Genomic DNA, 26,821 nt, shown 5'->3' on the forward strand with positions numbered 1-26,821 from the left:
CAGAGATAAAACAGTAAAGAAATGAAAATCAATAAAAAATATATCACGTTAATGGCCCTTGGTGCTACCCTGTTGGTACCCCTGAGCTGTAAGAAAAACTTTCTGGACCAAACCAATTATACCCAGCTTAATAAGGATGCTTACTTTAAAAAGGCATCGGACGGTATAGCGCTGGTTAACTCCATTTATGATACCTATCAGAATGCCGATCTGTTAAAAAAATCGATCTGGTATTATGCCAACTTTCAAACGCACGATTTTTTTAACTGGGGTAACGACCGTTTTTACAACTATTTCGCCATCCCTACCGATTTCGGGCCAATCCGTACTTTTTGGCAAAGGGCTTATGTAGGTATAGCAAGGGCAAACTCGGCCATTGAGATCATCCCCGAAATGAAGGCTAAAGGTATTTTGGATGCAGCCCTGGGCGATCGCCTACTTGGCGAAGCCTACTTTTTACGCGGCATGACCTATTATTACCTTGCCGGAAGCTTTGGCGGCGTGCCGCTCGAATTAAAAACAACTACCGATGGTTTAACCCCACGCAGTTCGCAGGATGATGTGTTTAAACAGGTTGTTGCCGATACCAAACAGGCTGCCACCCTGCTGCCATGGCGCGAAGATTTGCCTGCTTCTGAACTGGGCAGGGCTACCAAAGGCGCAGCCTTAGCTTACCAGGGCGCTGCCCAGATGTGGCTTAAAGATTATGCAGGTGCGCTGGCCAACTTTAACCAGATGGATAGCCACTATGCCTTGTTACCAAACTTTATTGATGTTAACGAGTACGATCATCAAAATAGTGTTGAATCGGTATTTGAGGTGCAGTTTGAAGTGGCCGGTACCCAAAGCTGGGGCGCGGGTAACGAGGTAGCCTGGATTTCAGATTTTGGATGGCCCGAAGAGGTATCGAACTTTGGTTATGATTATGCTAATCCCGGCTTGTATTATTCATTCCAGGCGGGTGATAAACGTAAACAGGCAACCGTTATAGGTCCCGGCGATCAGAATATCAGCCCCGGCATTATCGGTCGCGGTGGTATTAAAGTATATCCGTTGGTGGTTGGCGGTTTCGCCAATTCCGATCCTAAAATTAAAGCAAAATACACCGGTGATGATGGTAAAATTATCAATACCTGCGGTACGCATGCCAACCCATGGTACGGGTCGGACGGCGACGGCTTGCGCACCGGTTTCTATTGCGCAAAAATGTGGCGCGATCCTAACCTTGATGCAAACTCGGGTAACTCAACAATTTTCGGTGCCCAAAACCAGATTTTGTTAAGGTATGCCGAAGTATTATTGGATAAAGCCGAATGCCAGATCCGCACCGGCGATCAGGCTGGAGGCCTGGCTACTATTAAGCGTGTGCGTGACCGTGCATGGGGCGGCACAGCGCCTGCTGTAATGCAGGATGGTGCTAACTATGATGGTTCGCCCTCAACGCCAATAACTGATCCGTTGCAAATGGTTTACAGCGAATATCGCCATGAACTTTCGGGCGAATATTCGGTGTTTTACAATTTGCGCAGGGCCGGGGTAGCGGCCGAGTTTATTAAAAAAGCTTACGGTACGGTTGATAATAATACCAATATGATTGTTAACCCAAACACGGCCGATGCTAAGCTCGATCCGGATAATGGTTTGAAAATGCATGGCTTGTATAACACATCGTTACCTGCCGGCAGAGATCTATATCCTATTCCGCAGGTGGAACGCGGGTTGAATCCAAACCTCACGCAAAACCCTGCCTACGGTAAATAATATATCTAAATCTATCAAAAAAGGCTTTCTCTTTAACGAGAAGCCTTTTTTGTGTTAATGATTATCTTTAAAAAATAAACCGCCCTAAATTGATGAAGAAACTTTTATACGCCTTTATCGCCCTGTGTTTATCTGCAGTGTTCTCCTGCAAAAAAGCCACCCTTTTTCAGCAGGTTTCCTCATCGCATTCGGGCATCCATTTTAAAAATGAGATCATCGAAAATGATTCCATCAATCCGCTCGATCTGGTGAATATTTACAACGGCGGCGGCGTAGGGGTGGGCGATTTTAATGGCGATGGTTTGCCCGACCTCTACTTTACCGGCAATATGGTATCGAGCAAACTCTACCTCAATAAAGGCGATTTTAAGTTTGATGACATTACCGATGAGGCCGGCGTAAACGGAGCCGGGCGGTGGAGCAGAGGTGTTGCCGTAGTTGACATTAATAACGATGGACTGCCCGATATTTATGTTTGCAATACCATCAATCCCGATTCGCTTAAACGGCGCAATATACTGTACATTAATAAGGGAAAGGATAAAAACGGCATTCCGCACTTTAAAAATGAAGCAGCGCAATACGGTTTGGAAGCCGGTGCACAATCAACCATGGCCTCGTTTTTTGATTATGATAATGATGGCGACCTGGATATGTACCTTACCGTAAACAGTGCTACCGCCAGCTACAATCCTAACCTGTTTGGCTCGGCAAACTATACCGCTAACCATAGCCGGGGCAGGTTGTATCGTAACGACTGGGATGCTACGCTAAAACACGGCGTATTTCATGATGTATCGGTAAAGGCAGGCATCAATCTTGATGGTTACGGCCACGCCGCCACAACAGTCGATTTTAATAACGACGGGTGGAAAGACATTTATGTATCGGATGATTTTATTTCAAATAACATCCTGTATATCAACAATCATGACGGTACGTTTACCAATCGCACCAAAGAATACTTTAAGCATACCGCCTACAACGCCATGGGACAGGATGTGGTGGATATTAACAACGATGGCCTGCCCGACGTAGTTGAGCTGGACATGAACCCTGAGGATAACTATCGCAAAAAGATGATCCTCGGCCCAAACAGTTATCAAACCTATCAAAGCTTTGATCATTACGGTACCCAGTATCAATATGTACGTAATACCCTACAGCTAAACCAAGGACCGCGATTGGGCCAAAATGACAGCATCGGCATGCCCGCCTTTAGCGAAATAGGTTTTTTAAGCGGTGTAGCCCAAACCGACTGGAGCTGGACGCCCCTTATCATCGATTTTAATAACGATGGCTACCGCGATATGATAGTAACCAACGGTTTCCCGAAGGATGTATCCGACCGCGATTTTATGACCTACCGCGAGCAGGCCTACGCTGTTACATCCAAGCAAAAAGTGCTGGAACAGATTCCAGAGATCAAATTGCATAACTATGCCTTTATAAATAACGGCAACCTCACATTTAGCGATGTTAGTAAAGCCTGGGGACTGGGTTTGCCTACATTCTCGAACGGGGCGGTATACGTTGATCTGGATAACGACGGCGCTATGGATATGGTAGTGAACAATATTAATGATGAAGCCCTGGTGTACCGCAATACCTCACGCGATGATAAAGAGAGTAACAGCGCCACGCATTACCTGCAAATCAGTTTTACCGGCGAAAAGCAAAATGTAAATGGTTTTGGCGCAATTGCCGAGATTTTTTATGATAAAGGCAAGAGGCAGATCTACGAAAATAATCCTTACCGCGGCTACATTTCAACGGTGCAGGATCTTGCTCATTTTGGTTTAGGCAAGGTAACGCAGGTTGATTCGGTTGTAGTGAAGTGGCCCGATGGGAGGATGCAAAAACTAAGTAATGTAAAAGCAGATCAGCGCATTAACATTAAAATAGTTGATGCTAATGAACACTATATTTTTAACCACCAGGCCACCGTTCCAAAAGCTGTTTTTAAAGAAGTAACCGATTCTATCGGCTTGCATTACACGCACAAAGGCAGCAGTTTTATCGATTTTAATATCCAGAAATTACTGCCGCACAAACTATCCGAATATAACCCGGCCCTGGCTGTGGGGGATATCGATGGTAACGGTTTTGACGATTTGGTTATTGGCGGCACTGCATACGACCAGGCACAGATTTTTTTCCAGATGCCCGACGGTAAGTTTAAACGACGCGATTTACTTACGGGCAACAATAATGCGGCTCATAGTTTCAGAGACGGCGGTTTGTTACTGTTTGATGCCAATGGCGATGGCAAGCTTGATTTATACGCCACCGGCGCTGGTTACGAGGCAGCCGAAAACAGTCCTGAATACCAGGACAGGCTATATATTAATGATGGTAAAGGCAATTTTACTTTAACTGCGGATGCCTTGCCCATTAATAATACCAGTAAGCTTTGCGTAAGGGCCTGCGATTATAATAAGGATGGCAAGCTGGACCTGTTTGTATCGGGTAGGGTAGCACCCTGGAAATACCCTAACCCGGTTTCGAGCTTCGTTTTTAGGAACGATAGTGAAAATGGTCACGCTAAATTTACTGATGTAACAGCAAGTGTAGCCCCTGCGCTTAAAAATGTAGGCATGGTTTGCGACGCTATTTTTACAGATTATGATAACGATGGCTGGCCCGACCTGGTTATGGCAGGCGAATGGATGCCTGTAACTTTTTTGAAAAACGAGCATGGCCGGTTTGTCAATACCACCCCACAATCGGGCCTGGTTAATAAATCGGGATGGTGGAGTTCGGTAGTGGCCGGCGATTTCAGACATACCGGCCGCACAGATTATATTGTGGGCAATTTGGGCGAAAATAGCTTGATTAAAGCTAATGAGTTACAACCGGTATCCATTATTGCCGGAGACTTTGATAAAAATGGCAACTATACCGCTATACCCTCCGTGTTTTTGCCCGATGCCAACGGCGATAAAAAAGATTTTCCGTTATATGGCCGCGATGATCTGCTGAAGCAGATGATCAGCATGAAAAAAAAGTTTACCAATTTCCGCTCCTATGCCTCGGCTACGATGGATGAATTACTCTCGCCCGAGCAAAAAGAAGGAGCTTTACGCTTAAAGGCCAATACATTGCAGTCCTGTTTTTTACGCAATGAGGGCAATGGTAAATTTACCATGATCCCCTTGCCTGTTGAAACACAGGTATCTGTACTGAATGGTATGGAAACCGGTGACTTTGACGGCGACGGAAACCTTGATGTGGTAATTAACGGCAACGATTTTGGCAGCGATGCAACCATTGGCCGTTACGACGCACTGAACGGCTTAATGTTAAAGGGCGATGGTAAAGGCGGTTTTAAGCCGTTAAGCATCCTGCAAAGCGGTATCTATATCCCGGGCGACGGTAAGGCCCTGGTAAAAATGCGAGATAAAAACGGACATCCATTATTAGCTGCCAGCCAGCATAACGATGTGCTGAAGCTATTTAAACCCGCTATAAATAATAAAACTATCCCGGTTAACCCTAACGATGTTTACGCTTTGATCAGGTATAAAAACGGTAAAACCTTAAAGCAGGAATTTTATTTCGGTTCGTCGTTCCTTTCGCAATCGGCACGATTTGTTGAGATGACTGATGCCGTGCAAAGTGTAACTGTGTTTGATGATAAAGGGAAGAAGCGGGTGCTGAACTAAGTGTTGCCTTAAAAATCTGATAAAATCCTACCAATTATTGATTATACATTATTCACAATCGATTGCGAAAAATTATTATATTGCATGCAATTGTAAGGTTGACAGTATCTCGTCGTCCTTGCGCCAATAAACCATATTATACCAACATCAATGCATTTCCTTAATCTGTCACCCAAGCTGTTTTGCAGCAAAAAGTTTTGGATGCTGCTGGGTTGTGCGCTGGGGTTTCAAAACCTCATGGCGCAAACGCAGGTGCCGCTTACCGATCTTTCTTTTTTTGATAACCCTTCGCCCAACTGGAAAACAGTTTCGGGCGTACAAGCCGATCTTGCACAAAACGAGGTTTTGACAGCCAAAGACGGCACCGGCATTTTGGTTAACCTGCCCGGAAAAAAGGGTGCTAAAGACCTGTTAACCAAAGCTACCTACGGCGATATGGATCTTGAACTGGATTACATGATGGCTAAAGGCTCCAACTCGGGCATTTACTTACAGGGGCGGTATGAAATTCAACTGTTGGATAGCTGGGGAACGGTAAACCCCAAATCGGGAGATAACGGTGGTATTTACGAGCGCTGGGATGATAGTAAACCCGAAGGGCAACAGGGCTATGATGGCCATGCACCAAGGCAGAATGCCAGCAGGGCACCGGGTTTATGGCAGCACATCAAAATTTCGTTCCAGGCCGCGCGGTTTGATGCTAACGGGCAGAAAATCTCAAACGCCAAAGTGCTGTACGCCTGGCTCAACGGTGTACTTATCCAGGATAATGTAGAAATGGCCGGGCCAACCCGCGGCGCTATTGATGCTAAAGATGCTGCACTCGGCCCTTTACGCCTTCAGGGCGATCACGGGCCGGTGGCTTTCCGCAATATTAAAATCACCACGTTTGATAAGCCTCATCCGGTACTTTCCAATCTTAAATACAAAATTTATAAAGGTGCTGAACTGAGCAATGATGAATTAAAAAAACAGAAACCTGATGCCGAAAGTGGTTCAACCAACCTGTCGTCAAACCAGGGTAAGCTTACAAATGATTTTACATTGATTTACACCGGCAATATCGAAGTTAAAGAAGCCGGCGAATACGTTTTTAAATTAAGTGTGCCCGGCGGTAAGGGATCTTTTAGTATCAATGGCAACAGCGCTGTTGCTACGGCCGATAACAGGGGAGAGGGCAAAATACAATTGCAGCCCGGTAATCACCCTTTTGAACTGCGGTACGCTAAAACGGCCGATTGGGCGAGGCCTGCTTTGGGGCTTACCGTATCAGGCCCGGGCATCCGCGAATATTTATTAAGCGACGCCAATGTAAGTAATAACGACCCGGTTGATCCGATTTTGATTAACGCTACATCAAACACAGTTTTGCGCAGTTTCTCTGATCTGCCAGGTGGCATCCGCGTTACACATGGCATCAACGTTGGCAGTCCTGAACTGCTGCATTACACTTATGATCTGGATAAAGGCGTGATTGTGCAGCTGTGGCGCGGAGGCTTTTTAGACGCTACCCCAATGTGGCATGACAGGGGCGACGGCTCATCGCGCCCGGCTGGTTCTGTTCAGTATTTGGGTAAACCGGTTCCTGCTATCGAAAAGTTAAGCGATGATAAGGCCGTGTGGGCTTTGGATACCGCAGGTACAGGTTTCAGACCCAAAGGTTATGTTTTAAATGCTGATGATGTGCCGGCGTTTAAATATGTTATTTACGGCTCGGCGGTAAATGATGCAAGTAGCGTAATGCCTGGCGGGCAGGGCATCCACAGAGAGGTATCGCTGCAGAATGCCACCGATGGATTATATTATTACCTGGCATCGGGCAGTATCGAAACGCTTGGAGATGGCTTGTACGCCATCGATGATAAATCATATTACATCCGCGTTGATGACGCCGGTGGGGCAAAGGCGGTTATCAGGCAGATGGGCGATAAACAGGAGCTCATTATCCCCATAAAAAATAAATTAACCTATTCCATCATTTTTTAAACTGCCTTAATTATGAATACAACATTAAAACATAAGATAAAAAAAGGCACGTTTTTATTTACGCTGATGATAGGTGCCCTGTTAAGCGATACAAAAATCATCTTTGCGCAGGCCGAATCGCCTAAGGAAGATGATTTTTTTAAGATAATGAAAGTGCCTGCCCCCGAGGGTACCATACTGGAGGTTGGCGGTTTATGCACCCTGCCCAACGGCACGCTGGCGGTAACTACGCGTCGTGGTGATATTTTTATGGTGGAGAACCCTACCGGCCAACATCCTTTCTTCCGCAAATTTGCCTCGGGTTTGCACGAGGTTTTAGGCGCTGCCTGGAAAGATGGTGCTTTATACGTGGTACAACGCGGCGAGCTTACCAAACTGGTAGATACCAATATGGATGGCAAAGCCGATGTATTTGAAACCATTTATGCCTGGCCGTTATCGGGCAACTACCACGAATACAGCTTCGGCCCCAAAATAGCGCCTGATGGTTCGTTCTTTGTGACGCTGAACCTTGGCTTCCCGCCCGATTGGTGGCACCCAAAAAGCTTTGTGCCATACCGTGGCTGGGCTTTAAATATTAAGGAAGATGGTACGGTTACACCATGGGCTGCGGGTTTTCGCTCTCCCTGCGGTATCAGTATGATCGACGGTGAATTATGGTATTCGGATAACCAGGGCGATTGGGTAGGCTCGGGAAGTATCATGCCCATTAAAAAAGGTGCTTTTATGGGCCACCCTTCAAGCTTAGTGTGGACCGGCTTGCCAAATTCTCCGTTAAAACTAACTTCCGAGCAATTCTTCGCCAAAAACAACCCGCGGATTGAGTTTGATAAAAATGGCCAGCCCTTTAAGCCACAGAATATTGTAAACGAAAAGTTTAAAACCGAATTTGAGGCAAAAAAAGAAATCCCGGAATTACAACTACCCGCTGTTTGGTTGCCGCATGGCATTTTAGGGATTTCCAATTCCGAAATTGTTAAAATCCCTCAAGGCGCGTTTGGCCCTTTTGAAGGCCAGTTACTGGTATGTGATCAGGGACAGAGCATGGTTGACAGGATTTTCCTGGAAAAAGTGAACGGCGAATACCAGGGTGCCGCATGGGCATTCCGCAGTGGCTTTCAGTCGGGTATTGTAAGATTAGCCTGGTTGCCGGATGGCTCGCTGGCAACAGGAGAAACTAACCGGGGCTGGGGATCGGCAGGGGAGGCTACCATGGGTTTACAGCGTTTGGTTTGGAATAATAAAGTTCCGTTCGAGATGCGTGCTATCCGCGCCATGCCCGATGGTTTTGAGATAGAATTTACCAAACCGGTTGATAAGAAAGTAGCTGAGGACATTGCTTCTTACTCGATAGAAAGCTATATCTACAAATATCACGGCGTATACGGCAGCCCGCCGGTAAACACCGAAAAATGCCCGATTGTAGGTGTAAAAGTATCTGCTGATGGATTAAAAGCAAGGCTGATAGTTAATAACCTGCGCAGGTATTATATCCATACCATTACGCTTGGCGCTATTCGCGATAAGGAAAATTATTTTAACCTTGTACACCCCACAGCCTATTACACTTTAAATAACATCCCCGAAGGGCAAAAACTTTCGATGACGGAGGTAAGTACAGTTAATTCGACTAAAGCGACAACTGTTGCGGATGCAAAAAAAGGTACACCGGGTAAAAAGGCAATACCGGCTAAACCGGCAGCACCTAATGCTATACCTACTTATGCCGAAGTACAGCCTTTGCTGCTTAAAAACACCTGCCTCTCGTGTCATAACGCCACCAAACGGCAGGTAGGTCCGGCTTATGTTGATGTAGCCAGGCGAAAGTACAGTGTGAACGAATTAGTAGCGCTAATTCATAACCCCAAACCCGAGCACTGGCCCGATTATTCAACACCGATGCCGCCAATGCCGCAGGTGCCTAAGGAAGAAGCCCGGAAGATTGCTTTGTGGATCAAGTCGCTGGCTAAATAAATTAAAAAATCAGCCTTAATTAAATTTATTGAATAATGAAACGTGCATTTATAATAACAGCTTTATTGGCAGGTAGCGCTTTAATAAGCTTCGCGCAGCAAACTGCAAAACCCGAAGATACCGAGATCTGGTCGCCGGTGCCTGCTGTAGTTACCCCTGGTAAATTGCCCGGCGACGCCCCATCTGATGCCATTATCTTGTTTGATGGTAAAAACCTGGACGAGTGGGTTGCTACCAACGATACAACATCAACCCATAAATGGAAGGTTGACGATCATATCATCACGGTTGATAAAACCGCCGGCGATATCCAAACCAAACGCCGCTTTATGGATTTTCAGTTGCATATTGAATACCGTATTCCTTCAAATATAACCGGCAGCGGCCAGGCACGCGGCAACAGCGGCATTTTCCTGGCGGCCCTGCCATGGGGCGCTGGTGGTTACGAACTGCAGGTGTTGGATAATTATAACAACAAAACGTATGTAAACGGACAGGTGGGCAGTTTATACAAACAGGCCATCCCGCTGGCCAACGCCTGCCGCAAACCCGGCGAGTGGCAGTGCTATGATGTGATCTGGACGGCACCACGGTTTAATGAGGATGGCTCGTTAAAGTCGGCAGGGCGCGCTACGGTGTTGCATAATGGTGTATTGGTACAAAATAACACTTCATTGATAGGGGATACCCCATATATCGGCAAGCCTGAATATCGTAAGCATGGCGCTTCGCCTATCAAACTGCAGGCGCATGGTGATAAAAGCGAGCCGATAAGTTATAGGAATATTTGGGTGAGGGAATTGGGGAAATAAAGGAAGCATCTCCTTAATCTTTTCCTCACTCTTTCTTATTCCCTCAGGGGCTCTCTAAGAGGACCCTGAGGGCAAATTATCGTTAAATTAACGCGCTACTTATACAAAACGGATTTTTATCCAATTACATGGCGAATACCTCAGGGCCCTCTGTCGAGAGACCCTGAGGGGACAATGTAATCAACTTTACAGAGACGGGAGATCGGGCACTTTTCTTTTCTGTCACTTTCCGAAGCATTAATCAAAATTTAAATTTGGCTTAACATACGTGCAGTTACTTTGTCACCGAGACAAACTGCTTGTGAAACATTACCCCGATGTTCAGCTTTTACAGGCACTGCAAGGCGGTGACGAAGGTGCATTTAAAGAAATTTATGACCGCTACGCAGATAAGCTCATCGCATTCGCGCTGAAAAAAACGCAGAATGATGATGAGGCTATGGATATGGTGCAGGACCTATTCCTATCGGTTTGGAAAAACCGTCACACCATCCAGGTTAACGGCTCGCTCGAGGCATACCTCATGGTTTCCATCAATTACATGAGTTTTAAGTGGTACAAAAAGCAAAGTGTAAAACCCCGCCCTATTGACGAATTGCCCGAGCTGCCGGAGCATCACGCGCATACCACCGACCAAAAACTTTCCCTTGCCGAGCTGCATGTGCTTATTGACAGGGAAATTGCCGATATGCCCGAAAAAATGCGCGAGGTTTACCTGTGCAGCCGCGAGCAGGACATGACCGGTCCGCAGATTGCCGAGTTTTTAGGTATCTCGCACCAAACCGTCCGCAACCAGATCAGCAATGCTTTGAGCCGTTTAAAAAAATCGGTGCAGCGTTATTATGATGTTATTCCCTTTGATAATTACGGCAGATTTTTACTGCTGATAATTTTTTTAAAAAAGTTATAGTACACTTTTCCTTTTCAGGTCACTTAGTTGGTATAAAGCCAAATATTAGGTGAATCAAACAGAAATAAAAAAACTACTCGATAAGTTTAAAGCCGGTAAATGCACCGACGACGAATTGCAGCAGCTGCAACAGGCCATGCACGAACTCGACGCTGCTACCGGATTTGAAGATGAAGCTTCGCAACTCAAACAACCGCTTTGGGAGCGGATAGAAAAGCAAACCATCGGCAAAGGGCAGGTACGCAGATTAAATACCACCTGGTTAAAAATTGCCGCCGCGGTGTTAATATTTGTTTGTGCCGGATTGTTTTATTCAAAAATATCGGTACGCCAATCAGAAAGTATAGCTTACCAAACAATTACTGCCCCCAAAGGCAGCATGAAGCAGATTATGCTGCCCGATAGTACCACCGTGCAACTAAATGCCGGTACCTCAATTAAATTTCCGGTAACTTTCAATGCAGCAAAAAGAGAAGTAACGCTACTAAATGGTGAGGCTTTTTTTGATGTAAAACATGATGTTTCAAAACCGTTTTTAGTACACACAGCCCGGGTTACCACCCAGGTATTAGGTACCTCGTTCAATATTAAATTTTACAAAGAGCTTCCTGATATCCAGGTTTATGTAAACAGCGGTAAGGTTGAGGTGCACGATACCAAACACACCTTCGGTTTTTATACCCCTCAACAGCAGTTAACCTATAACAAGCACAGCCAAACTTTTACCCGCCAGCAAATTACCGGCGATCATTCGCTCAGCTGGATGCATGACGAGTTGATTTTAGATAAAGTTTCATTTAGCGAGATAGCGGTTTACCTGCAAAACCGCTATAGTGTAAACTTTAAGTATGCGGGTAAAAAGCAAAATCAGCAGCGGTATTCGGTAAGATTTTCGAACAAGCTTAACATTAGCCAGGTGCTGGATATTCTGCAGTTTATTGATGGCCGCAGGTATAAGCTAACAGGAGATACGGTAAATATTAAATAATAATATAAAAAGAGAAACCAATGCCTGGTACGAACAGGCACTGGCTTAATTAAGTGTAGCTGCCAAAACTAAAAGCCAACAGGCAGTTACTAATCACTTTAAAAACAAATGTATGGAAAAATCTTTAACCCGGATTTCAAGAAGTTTAACAACGGCAATTTTATTGCTGTTAACCGGTTTGGCCATCACATGGCCGGCCAGTGCCAAAGCCGAGCGCAGCACCTCGATCATCGATCAGCCGGTAACCGTTAGGTTTGCCGATGAAACGATGGATGCCTCGCTCGAGAAACTAAAAAAGGCAGCAAACAGTATTGCCTTTAATTACAAGCTGGATGATGTGGTAGCCGTAAAGGTGAAAGCTAATTCATTCATCAACAAACCTTTAAAAGATGTTCTGAATGCATTGACAGCCAATACCCAGCTGGAGTATCGCGAAAAATACGGTACCATTATCATCTCGCGGAAAAAGCCGGTACATGCTGTTGACAGGGTAACCGTAACCGGTACCGTGGTTGATAAAGACGGCCCGCTGGCGGGTGTTGCTGTACGCAGCAAAACTACAAATGCTGCAACCTCTACCGATGTATATGGTAACTATAAAATTACAGTTGAAAAAGGTGATGTGCTGGTTTTTAGCTTCATCGGTTACAAAAGCCAGGAAGTTACTGTTAATCAATCAACCCTTAATATTACTTTGGATGCCGATGTTACCGGTTTAAATGCGGTAGTAGTGGTAGGTTACGGTACGCAAAAAAACTCGGATGTAACAGGTTCGGTAGGTTCATTAAAAGTGAGCAATGTTAAAGACCGTTCGGTTGGATCAGTTACCGAGATGCTGCAGGGCCAGATTGCCGGTGTTACCGTACTGAACGAAGGCGGCGACCCAACATCGGCCCCAAACATCAGGCTGCGCGGCCAAAGTTCATTTAACAACGAAACCCCGCTGATTGTAGTTGACGGAACGATATACAATGGCGGCCCCATCGACCCGGCCGATATCGAATCGATCGACGTACTGAAAGATTCGTATGCAGCTATTTACGGTGCAAAAGCTGCCGCTGGTGTAATACTGATCACCACAAAACGCGGTAAGCAAGGCAAAACCAACCTCGAAATAACTGCAAAAGGCGGTGTACAAAACGCATTGAAAATATTACAGGCCTTAAACGCTGCCGAGTATGCCGATGCTATCAATACCGCTTACGATAATGCTGGCAAAACCCGCCTCCCGGCTTTTGATGCTACGATAAATCCCGATTCGCGCGTTACACGCACCAACTGGACGGATGCTTTGTTCAGAACCGGCCATATCCAGGATTATAACCTGAATATTAACGGCGGCAGCGAAAAATCAACTTTCTATATTTCGGGCGGCTATCGTAAAAACGAGGCTATCCTGTTAAATACCAATGCGATACGTTATAATGTGCGCATCAACTCTGATCATCAGATCAATAACTGGTTAAAGTTTGGCGAAAGCATGTCGTATGCATACAACAATGGACAGGGTGCAAATACTACCAGCGCTTATACCGGTGCTATCTTATCGGCCATATTTTACCCGCCAAATGCTTCTATTTACAACCCCGATGGAAGCTTCGGCGGCGTGCCTGCCCAGTACGCAGGTTCGTATGGTGATGTGATTAACCCTGTAGCTTATTTAAAACGTTTGGATAACAGCGATGCGGTAAGCAATTTCAACATTAATCCTTATGTAGAGATCAGCCTGTTTAAAGGTTTGAAATTCCGCTCCAACTTAGGAATCACCAAAACATCCGAAACCGTAAAAAACTTTAGCCCGCGTGTATTGGAACCCGGCAAAAAGTTTTTTGATAACTTTCTGTTCCAACAGCAAAATAATTCGCGCACTATCCTTGCCGAGCAAACCCTCAATTTCGAAAGAACATTTGCCGATAAGCACCACGTATCGGCACTGGCAGGTTATACTTACGAGGATGATATGAACGAATTTTTCAGCGTAAATACCGATAACTACCTGAGCGAAGATCCGCTGTATCGTTACATCATTAACGGTACGCTTAACCCAACCGGCGTTCCGTTACAGGGCCGTAAAGATGAATTGGCCATTATTTCATACCTGGGCAGGGTAGGGTACGATTATATGGGTAAATACTTCGTTAACGGCATTATCCGCCGCGACGCCGTATCAAGCATCGGTAAGCGTAACAGAACGCAAAACTACCCGGGTATATCTGCCGGTTGGTTAATTAGTAAAGAATCGTTTTTTCCGCAGGATGGTTTGATCTCGTTTGCCAAGTTAAGGGCAAGCTACGGTAAATCGGGTAACCTTGCCGGTTTGCCGCTTTTTCCTACTACGGTTACCTTAACCAAAACAGCAGGTTATTTGGGCAGCCCGGCCACAGGTATTACCGGTGCTGCTATTGATGGTATCGGCAACCTGGATATTAAATGGGAAAAGACAACCCAAACCAATATCGGTGTTGATTTGGGCCTGATGAACGGAAAACTGAACATCACTGCCGACGCATTTATTAAAACCAATACCCAGTTCATATTCCAGCCGCCGGTAGCTGCCGTGTTTGGTGTATCAAATCCTCCGTTTGTTAATGGTGGAAAAATCCAGAACAAGGGTATCGAACTATCTGTAAAATATCAGGGTAACTTAGGCGAGCTTCACTATAATTTCATCGCCAACGGCTCGTACATCAAAAATAAAATCGATGACGTGCTGCCCGGGCAGCAAACTATCCTTACCGGTCCTACGGTGAGAGATAACCTCGTGCCCGTTTGGTTAAAACAAGGTTACTCACTGTATTCTTTCTTCGGATACAAAACTGCCGGCTTATTCCAATCGCAGGATGAAGTGAACAATTACAAAGATGCGGCAGGTGCACTGATCCAGCCAAATGCAAAACCCGGCGATATCAAATTTCAGGATTTAAATGGCGATGGTAAAATAACCGAAGCCGATAAAACCTACCTGGGTACGCCATTCCCTAAAGTTAGTTACGGTTTTACGGCCAACTTTAGCTATGGCCCGTTTGATTTAAGCGTGTTTTTACAGGGTGTTGCCGGCAATAAGCTGTTCAATGCGGTTAAATACACCGGTTTAAACGCCTCCATCCAAAACTACAACCTGCTGGCCGATGCTAAAAACGCCTGGTCGCCAACACATACCAATACTAATATTCCGCGCCTTTCGGCAAGTGATGCCAATGGCAACTTTGGCAACGTATCTGATTTTTATGTAGAGAATGGCTCTTATATGCGCATCAAAAACGTAACGCTTGGCTACTCGCTGCCAAAAACACTGATGACTAAAATTGGTGTACGCAGCGCCCGCCTTTTTGCCAATGCGCAAAACCTGGCCACATTTACCAAATACAAAGGTCTTGACCCGGAAGTTGGTATCAACCAAAATGGTGTCGATTTAGGTTTGTATCCGCAGGCCAGGATCGTTTTAGTAGGTGTTAACGTAGGCTTATAATCAATCGAGGCGAAACAATTAAACAGATAATTGCAATGAAACTTAAAAATATAATTAGCAAGGGTTTATTAGCGGTAACGGTTGTTGCACTGGCCCAAAGCTGTAAAAAAGGTACTTTAGATAATATTAAACCAACCGGTACGCCAACCAGCGCCAATTTTTGGCGTAATGCGGATGATGCCCAGGCGGCTGCCAATGGCCTGTACGAAAAGCAAAGCAACAGCGAAGATCTGTACGGTCGTGGTTTTTTCTGGTTCATCAACGCCAGCGATGATATGGTGGTAGGCCGTACCTCTGCCGACAGGGAAAATATCAAAAACTTTGTTTGTACAGGTAACGAGGGTAGTATCTACGCCCCATGGCAGCTGCATTTTGTGGTGATGAAACGTGCCAACGATGTGATTAACAATGTGCCGGGCATCAACATGGATGCTGCGACCAAGAACTTTATTCTGGGCCAGGCCTATTTTATCCATGCCGTAATGCACCTGGAAATTGCCGACCTGTACGGTTCAGACAAGCAAGGTGCTCCATTGCAAAATCGTGCTAATCCGCTGGCATTCCCCGCGCAGTTGCCATCGGTAAAAGATAATTATGCTTATATCGAGGCCGATCTAAAAAAAGCCGCATCGTTGCTACCATATTTTGATAAGTTAGGCGCGGGCGATAAAGGCCGTGCGCACAAAACCGCCGCATGGGCTTATCTTGCAAAAACTTATCTGCATGCTAAAGACTATGTCAATGCCGAAAAATATGCCGATTCGGTTATCCTGAGTGGTAAGCATGCTTTGTTAAATAACTATGCCGATGTATTTAAAATTGCCAATAACTACAGTTCAGAATATATCTGGTCGGTAGCCAGTAATTTGAACGGGCAAAGCATTTTGCCGGGCGCTATGTTAGAAAACAAAGGCTGGGGTTTATATAATGGCTTTGGTTATTATCAGCCTACCAAAGAGTTGGTTGACGAGTTTGAAGCCGGTGATAAAAGGCTGCCTGCAACTATCCTGCAAAAAGGAGATAGCTTCCAGTATTTCGGTCAAACTTATACTTATCCTATCGGTGGCAAAAGCAACAGCTTAACCGGTTACCAGTTTAATAAATACATGGAGCCGTTTAGCTATGCCGGGGGCATCCACGTTAGCCCTAATGGCGATGAGCCATCAACAGATTTAAACGTACCGCTGTTGCGTTATGCCGAGATCCTGTTAATTAAAGCCGAAGCACAGATTATGCAGGGCAAAAACGGCGATGCTGCAATTAACCTTGTACGTGTGCGTGCCGGTTTAACCCCAATTACCAATGCCACCTTGGCTAACCTGAAGCACGAACGCCGCGTTGAATTGGCCGGAGAGTGGAGCGACCGCAACTTCGATCTTGTTCGCTGGGGCGATGCGCAGGCAATTTACTCAAAACCGTTACACGGCGCAGATGGCTCAGTTGTGTGGAAAGCACGTAACTTTGACCCTGCAAGGGATAACGTTTGGCCTATCCCGCCAAAGGATATCCAGATAAGCCAGGGGCAGCTGAAACAAAATGCCGGCTGGTAATTTTTTTTTGACATGCTGAAAACTATAAAACCGGGCAAGGCCCGGTTTTACTATTAAATACATATATGAAAAACAGTACTAAAATCATCCCGCTGGTATCACTACTTGCATGCGCCTCGCTATTTGCCAATGCACAGGTAAAAACATTGTACACCGTTGCCGATGCGCACTCGCACAACGATTATAAGAACAGTATTCCCTTTTTCAGGGCTTATGAAAAAGGCTTTGGTTCGATAGAAGCCGACTGCTATGACGTAAACGGACAACTGATGGTTGCGCACGATAAAAAGGAGATCGACCCGAAACGGTCGTTAAAAATCCTGTACATCGATCCGCTTATCGAAAAGCTGAAGCGCGATCCGCAAAGGCATTTAAGATTGCTGATCGAGATCAAGGAAGATCATAAAGCCGTATTACCGCTGGTGATTAAAGAACTGAAGCCATTGGAGCAGTATTTTGATTATGAAGGCCATCCCGGCAGGCTCGCTATCGTAATGACCGGCGCAGTTCCATCCCCGGCCGAGATGACGGATTATCCCGCCTGGATCTCGTTTGACGTTGACCATTTAAACGGTTTTACACCCGAACAATGGAAAAAGATAGGTCTGGTAAGCTTTCCGTTTGGCAAATACATGCATTGGAATGGCAAAGGCGTACTGAATAATGAAGAAATTGCAAGAATAAAAGCGGGAATTGACAGCGTACACAACGCAGGCAAAAAGATCCGTTTTTGGGAAACGCCCGATACCAAAAGCAGCTGGCTTGCCCTCATCCGTTTAGGGGTGGACGTAATTGGTACGGATAAGATTGAGGAGCTTGGCGATTTTCTGAATAAAAAACCTGCCGATGAATACACTGCGCCTCAGCCTTACGCCGTTTATAAACCCACCTATAAATCAGACGGATCGGTTAAAAAAGTTAAAAATATTATTTTGTGCATTGGCGATGGCATGGGCTTATCGCAGATCTATTCAACCTATACAGCCAACCGCGGGCAGCTGAATATTTTCCAGATGCTGAATATCGGTTTTTCGGTAACTAACTCGGCCGATGCTTATATCACTGATTCGGCGGCGGGTGCCACGGCATTTGCATCGGGGCAAAAAACAAATGATAGGGCGGTAGGAGTTGATCCCGCAGGAAAACCTTTAAAATCATTGGCCGATTATAGCGCCGAAGCCGGTAAGAAAACTGCTGATATTGTAGTTTGCGAATTAACCGATGCAACTCCGGCAGCGTTTTACGCTCACGATTCGGAACGGAGCCATTCAACAGCTATTGCCAACCAAATCGCTTCATCGCCGATTGATATTTTCCTGGGCTCGGCCTATAAAGACTTTATCTGGCCGGTAAACGGTGAGAGTCCTATCGATAAAATGAAGAAAAGAGGGTATGCCATCATCCGCAATTTTGACGAGTTTTTAAGCAGCACATCACCCAAAATACTGGCCCTGATGGATGACAGCGTAACCCGCCCCAAAATGGAAGGCAGGGGAAATTACCTACCGCTGGCATTCAATAAGGTAACCCAAACATTCAAAAATGCACCCAAAGGCTTTTTTATGATGATAGAAGGTTCGCAGATTGACCATGGCGGCCATGCCAATAACCTGAAACAAATCATTACCGAAAATAGCGATTTTGACCGCGTTGTTGGCGATGCCCTCAAATTTGCCGATGAAGATGGCGAAACCCTGGTTATTGTTACTGCCGATCATGAAACCGGTGGCTTAACCTTACTGGACGGTGATATCAACAAAGGCTACGTTTGGGGCAATTTCAGCACCAACGATCATACCGGTACACCGGTTCCGGTATTTAGCTATGGCCCGCATTCGCTGGATTTTAGAGGTGTATACAGTAATACCGAGATCTTTAATAAGATTAAGGCGTTGTTGCAATAATGCCCAACTATAAATCATAAAGATCTCCATTTCGAGGCACGAAGCGACCGTACGAAGGCAGGTCTGCCCTGTATAGTTCGCGATTGCTCCGTGCCTTATAATAACAGCTTTTTTATACCTTTTAAGTAGCCTCGTCGGTTTTATTAACCTATAATCTGTACCCATCCCGAATACACTTTCCCGTTTTTTAAATCTATTTTATAATAGTAAGTGCCTGATGGAAGCCTGTTGCCATTGTAGGTGCCATCCCATGGCGTGGGATAGCCGCGGGTTTCAAACACCAAGGTGCCGTACCGGTTAAATACTTGTGTGGTTGAGTTGGGGTATGAGTTTAAAGCGTCTATTTTCCAGGTATCGTTTACACCATCGCCGTTGGGGGTAAATGTGTTTGGAATGGTAAATCCCTCAACCACTTTTAGCGAAACGCTTGCTGTAGCTTCAAATTTGCAGGAACCCGGTTGCAAAACATGCAGCACATAGGTGATATCGCGTGTGGGCGATACGATTGGGGTAAGCGTATTGCTGTCGCTGATGTCGTCGTCAGGTGTCCAGTAGTAGGTTACGTTTGTGCCTTCGGCCTTGCCCTGTAACCTTATTTTTTCACCCTTAATCACTTCGGCTACGGCACTGGCGTAGGCTATGGGCCCGTTGTTTACTGTTAATGTTACGCTGCTTTGTGCCTGGCAGTTGTTGTTGGTTACGTTTACGGTGTAGGTGGTTGTTGCATTGGGCGAGGCCTCCGGATTGGCAATGTTGGGATTTGAAAGCCCGGTAGCCGGAAACCAGCGGTACGTGGTACCGCCGGTTGCATGCAGGGTAATGCTTTCGCCTTTGCAAATGGTTTGATCATTGCCTGCACTGGCTATCACGGGCTTATTAATGGCCACAGAAACGGCGGGGGAAACCGTTTCGCAGCCGTTTTTAATAATAGTAACCTGGTATTGCCCGGCCATGGCATCACTGGCATTGGGGATAACAGGATTTTGTTTGTTTGATGTAAAACCGTTTGGCCCTGTCCAGCTGTAGCTTTCGCCGGCCGATGCGGTTAAATAAATATTTTCACCCAAACATACCGGCGAACTTGCCGTTGCCGAGGCGGGTGAGGGGGTAATGATATTAAGTGTTATGGGCGAAGATGCAACCCTGCATTGTGCCGAGCCGATATTGCCCAGCTGCGCACTTAATACCCGGTATTGATAAATACCTGCATCTGAGGGTTGTTTAAGCGGATAGGGGATAACAGTTGCCCCCGGCATATTTTGCCAGCCACTGCCGGTATTCACCTGCCACTGATAAGCAGGGTTAGGGTAACCCGTACCCGAGCTAAGGCCTGCATTTAAATTATAAACCTGCCCGGCCTGTGCACAGCCATTAACGGTACTACTTGTTTTATCATCATTGAAATAAGCATCAATAACGGGCCCAAACGGTCGTAGACTAATATCATCAAGGGCCACATCATTACCGTAACCTCCGGCAGCGTTATTGGTCATTTTGATAACAACATCGCCGCCGGTGGCTGGGGTGCTGAAATCAATACTGTATTCCTGCCAGCCTAAACCGGTATTAACCGGGCCTGTGTTTTTTACAGTTGTATTGGCCGATGTTGTTACCGAAAAGGTGATGTTTGGCTTAATGCCATCGGCTTTCATCAGGTTTAATAAAAATACGCTGAAGCGGTAGGTAGTACCGGGGCAAAGGGTTTTAACGGTACGTTTATAAAATTCATCGCTTTTTTCGGTGGCATCCACAATCATCATGTAGCCGTTTTTGCCGCTGGTATGGTCGCCGGTTTGAAGCCACGACGGGGTGTACATGCCCGCTGTAGAATTGGCAATGGTGTATGCGCCCTCAAATGGTTGAAAGGGTACATACTTGTAAGTGGTAGAAAAATCCTTATCGCCGATTTGTGGGCCTATTTGCGTTGTGCCCGAGCCAAAATCTTCAATAAATACCGGTTCCCCCTCCTGCGCCTGCAACCGCAGGGCAAAAGCTGACAATAGGCATACTATTGCCGTTAAAGTAAAACTTTTCATGTTTTTTTAAGCATGCAGCAAAACGGCGCGATGTTATTCGTGCGTTTTGCTTAAAAGTTTAATCAATACAGCCGGGGGACAGCCTCAATTGATTGAACATGGATTAACGTTGTTGTTTTTTGCAGAAGATTTGCAAAACTGAAGCCACCGGCTAATTCGTAAGTGGGGCTAAGTGCCGGATAGGAGTGAGAAAAAAGAGGGGAGATAGTGTATTAAAAACACAGGTTGTAAAACATACACTAAGCAGTCGGCAAAATATTCCGGATTTGTCCGGTTGACAGGTAATCCGGAATAAAAAAGCCATAAATTGAAAATTTCTATCATCGGAAAGTAAATTTGAAATGGCTTGATTTTTGTTTGATAGAAATTGAAGGATTTTAATTGTGGTGTAGATAAATTTCATCAATAAATCCCGATACGGGAAATATAATCTACGTTTTATCCCGGTGGTATGGCACGCAAATAGTATTCCTGTTAGTTCTTGGCTTAAGTATTAATTAAATGAACAACTTGAACAGATAATGTATAAATGAACAATTTGAATGGATAAAATGAACAGCCTTTTAAAAAGTTAAAAACCTGTGGTTGTGTGCAGTAAAAATTGGCTGAGTGCTGATTGGAATCAATCGGGTTTGACGAGTCAAAACACAAAAAAAGGATAGCGAAATACTATCCTCTGCAAATATTAAAATATTTAGCTATTTAATGGCGAGGTAAAGCACCGCTGCTATGGATGCTCCAACTAACGGAGCTATAACGGGAATCCAGGAGTAAGCCCAATCGCTGTTCCCTTTTCCTTTTATGGGTAGCAAAGCATGCATCAGGCGCGGGCCAAGGTCGCGCGCCGGGTTAATGGCATAACCCGTTGTGCCGCCAAGCGCCAGGCCAATCACCCATACCAAAAAAGCTACCGGTATTGCGCCTACCGAGCCTAAACCAACCGGCGTTTTTACCGGGGTAATCTCGGCGCCGGTAATGTAAAATATGGTAAACAGCAGCACAAAAGCGCCAATAATCTCACTGGCAATATTTGATACGTAATTACGTAACGCCGGGCCGGTACAAAACACAGCCAGGATGCTTGCTGCATCATTGGTGCGTTTAAAATGATCGTAATACATCACCCAAACCAATAAAGCGCCGAGGCAGGCCCCTGCAAACTGAGATATGATATATGGTATAACATTGGCCCATGCAAATTTACCGCTTATGGCCAGCGCCAGGGTTACGGCGGGGTTAAGGTGCGCGCCGCTATACGGACCGGCTACAACCACGCCTACAAAAACGGCCAAACCCCAGGCGGTGGTAATTACCATCCAGCCGCTGTTATGGCCCTTTGTATCTTTTAAAACAACGTTGGCTACCACGCCATCGCCTAATAATATCATCAGCATAGTGCCAATCAATTCGGCTATAAAAGGTGACATGTTGATAGGTTTTTAAGGATTAATACTAAATAACTGTTAACGGGTTTGCCCCGTTCGACCAGCATTGGGCCGTGCCCACCGCGCGTTTCCAGCCCGCTATGCCGGTTTTTACTTCTTCCAGGTCATCAGCCGGTTTAAATTCGGCCTCTGCAGCCCATAATTGTTGAATCTCGGCCACATCTTTCCAGTAACCCACAGCTAAGCCGGCCATATAAGCCACGCCAAGCGCTGTTGTTTCGGTAATTTCGGGCCTGATCACTTTGCAGTTTAATACATCGGCCTGAAACTGCATTAACAGGTTGTTGGCCGTTGCGCCGCCATCAACCCGCAGTTCTTTAATCTGCATGTCCGCATCGGCTTCCATGGCTTTCAATACATCCATAGTTTGATAGGCTATAGATGCAAGGGCCGCCCTTGAAATATGCGCTGCTGTTGCGCCGCGGGTTAGGCCAACAATGGCCCCACGTACATCCGGATCCCAGTAAGGCGCACCCAAACCGGCAAATGCGGGTACAAAATATACGCCCGCAGTATCTTTAACCGACGTTGCCAGTCGCTCCACATCGGCCGAGGTTTTTATAATACCCAATCCATCGCGCAGCCATTGCACTACGGCGCCGCCTATAAAAATGCTGCCTTCAAAAGCGTAGGTGATTTGTCCGTTTATTTTCCAGGCTACGGTAGTAAGCAGGTTGTTTTTTGATTGGATAAACTCGTTGCCGATATTCATCAGCATAAAACACCCCGTGCCATAAGTGTTTTTAACCATGGCTTTATCAATACACATTTGCCCGAACAATGCTGCATGCTGATCGCCGGCTATACCTGCAATGGGTATTTTATGAGCAAAAACGTGACCTGAGGTAGTTCCATAAATCTCGCTGGATTGTTTTACTTCGGGCAGCATGCTTTTGGGGATGTCAAATAGCTGCAAAAGCTCATCGTCCCATTGTTGCGTTTGGATATTAAAAAGCATGGTGCGGCTTGCGTTGGTTACATCGGTAGCATGTACTTCGCCACGGGTAAAATTCCAAATCAGCCAGCTATCAACCGTGCCAAAGGCCAGATCGCCTGCATCGGCTAATGCACGCGCGCCTGCCACATTATCTAAAATCCATTTAATTTTAGAGCCCGAAAAGTAGGCATCAATTACAAGCCCGGTTTTTTCGCGGATGATGTTGCTGTGGCCGTTTTGTTTCAGCTCATCGCAAAAAGGGGCGGTACGCCTGTCCTGCCAAACAATGGCGTTATGGATCGGTTCGCCGGTTTTACGGTTCCATACTACTGTTGTTTCGCGCTGGTTGGTAATACCGATGGCTTTGATATGCGATCCGTTAAGGCCGGCTTTAGCCACAGCCTCAACTGCTACGCCTATCTGGCCTGACCAGATCTCGTTCGGGTCGTGCTCAACCCAGCCTGGTTTTGGAAAATGCTGGGTAAATTCTTTTTGTGCCGTGGCCATGATTTTGCCGGCATGATCAAAAATTATGGCGCGCGAACTGGTAGTTCCCTGGTCAAGGGCTAAAATATATTCCTGCATAATTTGGTTTACCTGGTTTATAAATTGAATATCACACTAAAAAAGCTTATTTCAATGTGATGTAAGGATATAATTTTTTGCAGTTTTATTAAAAGCCTCAAGCTGTTGGTTTTGCCATATTTCGTCACGCTTAAGCTCAATAGCCATTAAGCGCGCAACTTCAGGAGCCATAGCCACCGCCAGGCGGGCATCTAAAAACAAAACGCGGGTGCGACGGGCAAGGATGTCTTCCACCGTACGCGCCATTTCGTACCTAACCGACCAGATCACTTCGGCTTTGGTATACAGGCTATTCGGATGAACCGCAGCTTTCCAATCAGAGTTTTCATCATACAACGCCAGGATATTTTCAGTATCGCTTCCGTAAACATACATGGGATCATTCCAATCTGGGTTTTCCCTGCTGCCATGTACCGGTAACGATGCGGTTTTACAGGCTACGGGTTGTAATCCCGCGGTTTGAATGGCCTTGTCAACAAGATCCTCGGCCATTTTGCGATAGGTAGTCCATTTACCGCCGGTTATGGTGATTAAACCCGAACCGGATACTATTAACTTATGGCTTCTTGATATTTCTTTGGTTTTTGATGATCCGTTTTGCGGCGCAGCGAGCGGCCTTAAGCCGGCAAACACACTAAGCACATCTTCGCGTTTTGGTTGTTTGGTTAGATACTGTGCTGCGGTACGTAAAATAAATTCGATTTCCTGATCCAGAGCTACCGGTTCAAGGCTGTGTTCATCAATCAGGGTATCGGTTGTTCCTACCAGTAATTTACCATGCCAGGGTACTGCAAACAGTACGCGTCCATCTTCGGTTTTGGGAATCATCAGCGCGTCCTCGCCCGGCAAAAAGGAATGATCCAGTACCAGGTGCACACCCTGGCTTGGCCGCACCATTGCCTGTTTTTCTGGCGCATCCATTTTAAGAATCTCATCAACAAATACCCCTGTGGCATTAACAATAGCTTTGGCTTTAAGCTGGTAAGGTTGATTGCTTTCCAGATCGGTAGCTGTAACGCCCGATATTTTGCCGCCGCTATCTTTAAACAAGCCGGTTACTTTAAAATAGTTAAGCATCACAGCGCCCTGTTCAACAGCAGTTTGAGCAAGATTGATAGCCAGCCGCGAATCATCAAACTGCCCATCGTGGTAAACAACGCCTCCGCGCAGGCCTTTTTGCTGCAAGCCGGGCAAACGCTTCAGTATTTGTTTTTTGGAGATGTGTTTGGTATGCCCAAAGCTCAGTTTGCCGGCCAGAATATCGTAAATGCTTAGGCCGATAGTGTAAAATATCCCTCCCCACCAACTATAATTAGGGATAATAAAACTTTCGTTTTTTACCAGGTGAGGTGCGTTTTTAAGCAATAACCCGCGTTCACGCAAAGCTTCGCGCACCAGGCCGATATCACCTTGGGCCAAATAGCGTACTCCGCCATGAACCAGTTTGGTTGCCCGGCTGGAAGTGCCTTTGGCAAAGTCGGCCTGTTCTAACAATACAACAGAGAAGCCTCTTGAGGCCGCATCAACGGCGGCACCAAGCCCGGTTGCCCCGCCGCCTATAATAATCAGGTCCCAGATTTTGCTTGGATTGGCTAAAACGGCCAGGTTACTTTCTCTATTAAATAGGTTCATGTTGTTATAATATTACTGCTATATCAAATAGTGAAAGCTTTTTGCCGTTTAATCTGTTTATATTTTTTGCGATGATGATCTCACAATCAATTCCGCATCCACCTTCTCGGTACTAAACTCTTCCACCGGCCATTTACTCTCGATGGTTTTGATCAGCATCTCGGTAGCCATTTGCCCTATCCGGAAGGCCGGCTGGCGTACAACCGTTAAAGGCGGATCAAACAGCTGCACCACGTCAGAATTGGTGAAGCCCGCCAAAGCAAGTTGTTCAGGGATTTTTATTCCCATTGCTTTAAGTATCGAAACACAACTGATAGTCAACCTGTCGCTGCCGCTAAAAATAGCTTCGGGTGGCTCAGCCATATTTAACAGCTCCTTAAGTGCAAATTCAACTTCGTCGCGGATCATGCCGCCGTGGTTGCAATGTTTGATGTATGCGGCATTAAATTCAACGCCATACTGCTCAAGCGTAGCTTTGAAGCCATCAAGCCTTTCTCTGCTGATAAGCAGGTTGTTTGAATTGGTAATATGGGCAATTTTGGTGAAGCCGGCTTTAAGCAGGGTTTCTGTAGCCTCAAACGCGCCTTTAAAGTTGTTGGCTATTACTTTGTGTGTATTTAAATCGGTTGCCGCGCGATCAAAAAATACAATCGGAAAGCCTTTATCCAACAGGTATTTATATTGCGATGTATCGGTGGTTTGAGCCGAAAGGGATACCAGTAAACCATCCACATGTCTTGAAAGCAGGTGTTTTACATTAGCACTTTCCCTATCGAATGATTCATGTGTTTGGGTAATAATAACATGATAGCCCCGGTTGTAGGCGATCGATTCGATGCCGTTAATGGCTTGCGAAAAATAATCGTTGGCAACCTCGCATACCACCACACCAATCGAATGGCTTTTTTGCTCCTTTAAACTTAATGCGATGGGGTTGGGGCGATAGTTTATTTTTTCGGCATATTCCAATACCAGTTTTTTAGTTTCGGTGCCTATTTCATAGCTGCCGTTCAGGGCCCTTGATACGGTTGATGTTGAAACACCAAGAGCTTTTGCAATATCTTTAATGGTAACAGATTCGAACATAGCAGGTTTTATAACTGGTTGCTAATATCCTGCAAAGATTTTAGCATAGGCTAATATATTCAAATATCTGCCTAAATCAAT

General features: G+C 45.7%; 15 protein-coding genes. 10 read left to right on the forward strand and 5 right to left on the reverse strand.

Annotated features, from left to right (window positions below):
- Positions 1 to 21: 21 nt before the first annotated feature.
- The 10 genes from HYN43_RS06195 to HYN43_RS06240 all read left to right on the forward strand — a co-directional run bounded on the left by HYN43_RS06195 (position 22) and on the right by HYN43_RS06240 (position 19,019).
- Entirely contained in the window at positions 22 to 1,761 is a 1,740-nt protein-coding gene (locus tag HYN43_RS06195) for a RagB/SusD family nutrient uptake outer membrane protein (protein ID WP_119408620.1), read from the forward strand.
- A gap of 92 nt (positions 1,762 to 1,853) precedes the next feature.
- Positions 1,854 to 5,426 carry a VCBS repeat-containing protein gene (locus HYN43_RS06200; protein ID WP_119408621.1) on the forward strand — a complete coding sequence of 1,191 codons (3,573 nt, stop codon included), beginning with the start codon at positions 1,854 to 1,856 and terminating at the stop codon, positions 5,424 to 5,426.
- Between the two features lie 150 nt (positions 5,427 to 5,576).
- Positions 5,577 to 7,412, forward strand: a complete 1,836-nt coding sequence (locus HYN43_RS06205; RefSeq protein ID WP_205589885.1) for a 3-keto-alpha-glucoside-1,2-lyase-like domain-containing protein — start codon at positions 5,577 to 5,579, stop codon at positions 7,410 to 7,412.
- Positions 7,413 to 7,424: 12 nt separating this feature from the next.
- Positions 7,425 to 9,386, forward strand: a complete 1,962-nt coding sequence (locus HYN43_RS06210) for a hypothetical protein (protein ID WP_205589886.1) — start codon at positions 7,425 to 7,427, stop codon at positions 9,384 to 9,386.
- Between the two features lie 35 nt (positions 9,387 to 9,421).
- The gene (locus tag HYN43_RS06215) at positions 9,422 to 10,198 is read left to right on the forward strand and encodes a 3-keto-disaccharide hydrolase (RefSeq protein ID WP_119408623.1); all 777 of its coding nucleotides are present in this window, start codon (positions 9,422 to 9,424) and stop codon (positions 10,196 to 10,198) included.
- Between the two features lie 301 nt (positions 10,199 to 10,499).
- Positions 10,500 to 11,108 (forward strand): RNA polymerase sigma factor, encoded by a 609-nt coding sequence (locus HYN43_RS06220; protein ID WP_162996336.1) that lies wholly within the window; start codon positions 10,500 to 10,502, stop codon positions 11,106 to 11,108.
- Positions 11,109 to 11,157: 49 nt separating this feature from the next.
- A complete protein-coding gene (locus HYN43_RS06225) occupies positions 11,158 to 12,096 on the forward strand; it encodes a FecR family protein (protein ID WP_119408625.1) in 939 nt (312 codons plus the stop codon).
- Positions 12,097 to 12,208: 112 nt separating this feature from the next.
- Positions 12,209 to 15,565 (forward strand): SusC/RagA family TonB-linked outer membrane protein, encoded by a 3,357-nt coding sequence (locus HYN43_RS06230; protein WP_119408626.1) that lies wholly within the window; start codon positions 12,209 to 12,211, stop codon positions 15,563 to 15,565.
- A gap of 35 nt (positions 15,566 to 15,600) precedes the next feature.
- Positions 15,601 to 17,115: a RagB/SusD family nutrient uptake outer membrane protein gene (locus tag HYN43_RS06235; protein WP_119408627.1), complete on the forward strand. Its 1,515-nt coding sequence runs from the start codon at positions 15,601 to 15,603 to the stop codon at positions 17,113 to 17,115.
- 65 nt (positions 17,116 to 17,180) lie between these two features.
- Positions 17,181 to 19,019, forward strand: a complete 1,839-nt coding sequence (locus HYN43_RS06240; protein ID WP_119408628.1) for an alkaline phosphatase — start codon at positions 17,181 to 17,183, stop codon at positions 19,017 to 19,019.
- Positions 19,020 to 19,162: 143 nt separating this feature from the next.
- Here the strand turns inward: HYN43_RS06240 and HYN43_RS06245 are convergent, their stop codons facing one another.
- The 5 genes from HYN43_RS06245 to HYN43_RS06265 form a co-directional block, all read right to left on the reverse strand.
- Entirely contained in the window at positions 19,163 to 21,055 is a 1,893-nt protein-coding gene (locus HYN43_RS06245) for a T9SS type B sorting domain-containing protein (RefSeq protein ID WP_119408629.1), read from the reverse strand.
- Positions 21,056 to 21,753: 698 nt separating this feature from the next.
- A complete protein-coding gene (locus HYN43_RS06250; protein ID WP_119408630.1) occupies positions 21,754 to 22,482 on the reverse strand; it encodes an MIP/aquaporin family protein in 729 nt (242 codons plus the stop codon).
- A gap of 25 nt (positions 22,483 to 22,507) precedes the next feature.
- The gene (glpK, locus tag HYN43_RS06255; RefSeq protein WP_119408631.1) at positions 22,508 to 24,022 is read right to left on the reverse strand and encodes a glycerol kinase GlpK; all 1,515 of its coding nucleotides are present in this window, start codon (positions 24,020 to 24,022) and stop codon (positions 22,508 to 22,510) included.
- A gap of 51 nt (positions 24,023 to 24,073) precedes the next feature.
- Positions 24,074 to 25,654, reverse strand: a complete 1,581-nt coding sequence (locus HYN43_RS06260) for a glycerol-3-phosphate dehydrogenase/oxidase (RefSeq protein WP_119408632.1) — start codon at positions 25,652 to 25,654, stop codon at positions 24,074 to 24,076.
- 57 nt (positions 25,655 to 25,711) lie between these two features.
- A complete protein-coding gene (locus HYN43_RS06265) occupies positions 25,712 to 26,740 on the reverse strand; it encodes a LacI family DNA-binding transcriptional regulator (protein ID WP_119408633.1) in 1,029 nt (342 codons plus the stop codon).
- Positions 26,741 to 26,821: the final 81 nt, after the last annotated feature.

It is taken from the genome of Mucilaginibacter celer (genome assembly GCF_003576455.2).
Taxonomy (GTDB): Bacteria; Bacteroidota; Bacteroidia; order Sphingobacteriales; family Sphingobacteriaceae; genus Mucilaginibacter; species Mucilaginibacter celer.

Bases quoted from the DNA above. Each gene is read 5' to 3' on its own strand.
- HYN43_RS06195 (WP_119408620.1), top strand. From the start codon at position 22: ATGAAAATCAATAAAAAATATATCACGTTAATGGCCCTTGGTGCTACC.
- HYN43_RS06200 (WP_119408621.1), top strand. From the start codon at position 1,854: ATGAAGAAACTTTTATACGCCTTTATCGCCCTGTGTTTATCTGCAGTG.
- HYN43_RS06205 (WP_205589885.1), top strand. From the start codon at position 5,577: ATGCATTTCCTTAATCTGTCACCCAAGCTGTTTTGCAGCAAAAAGTTT.
- HYN43_RS06210 (WP_205589886.1), top strand. From the start codon at position 7,425: ATGAATACAACATTAAAACATAAGATAAAAAAAGGCACGTTTTTATTT.
- HYN43_RS06215 (WP_119408623.1), top strand. From the start codon at position 9,422: ATGAAACGTGCATTTATAATAACAGCTTTATTGGCAGGTAGCGCTTTA.
- HYN43_RS06230 (WP_119408626.1), top strand. From the start codon at position 12,209: ATGGAAAAATCTTTAACCCGGATTTCAAGAAGTTTAACAACGGCAATT.
- HYN43_RS06235 (WP_119408627.1), top strand. From the start codon at position 15,601: ATGAAACTTAAAAATATAATTAGCAAGGGTTTATTAGCGGTAACGGTT.
- HYN43_RS06240 (WP_119408628.1), top strand. From the start codon at position 17,181: ATGAAAAACAGTACTAAAATCATCCCGCTGGTATCACTACTTGCATGC.
- HYN43_RS06245 (WP_119408629.1), bottom strand. From the start codon at position 21,055: ATGAAAAGTTTTACTTTAACGGCAATAGTATGCCTATTGTCAGCTTTT.
- HYN43_RS06250 (WP_119408630.1), bottom strand. From the start codon at position 22,482: ATGTCACCTTTTATAGCCGAATTGATTGGCACTATGCTGATGATATTA.
- glpK (WP_119408631.1), bottom strand. From the start codon at position 24,022: ATGCAGGAATATATTTTAGCCCTTGACCAGGGAACTACCAGTTCGCGC.
- HYN43_RS06260 (WP_119408632.1), bottom strand. From the start codon at position 25,654: ATGAACCTATTTAATAGAGAAAGTAACCTGGCCGTTTTAGCCAATCCA.
- HYN43_RS06265 (WP_119408633.1), bottom strand. From the start codon at position 26,740: ATGTTCGAATCTGTTACCATTAAAGATATTGCAAAAGCTCTTGGTGTT.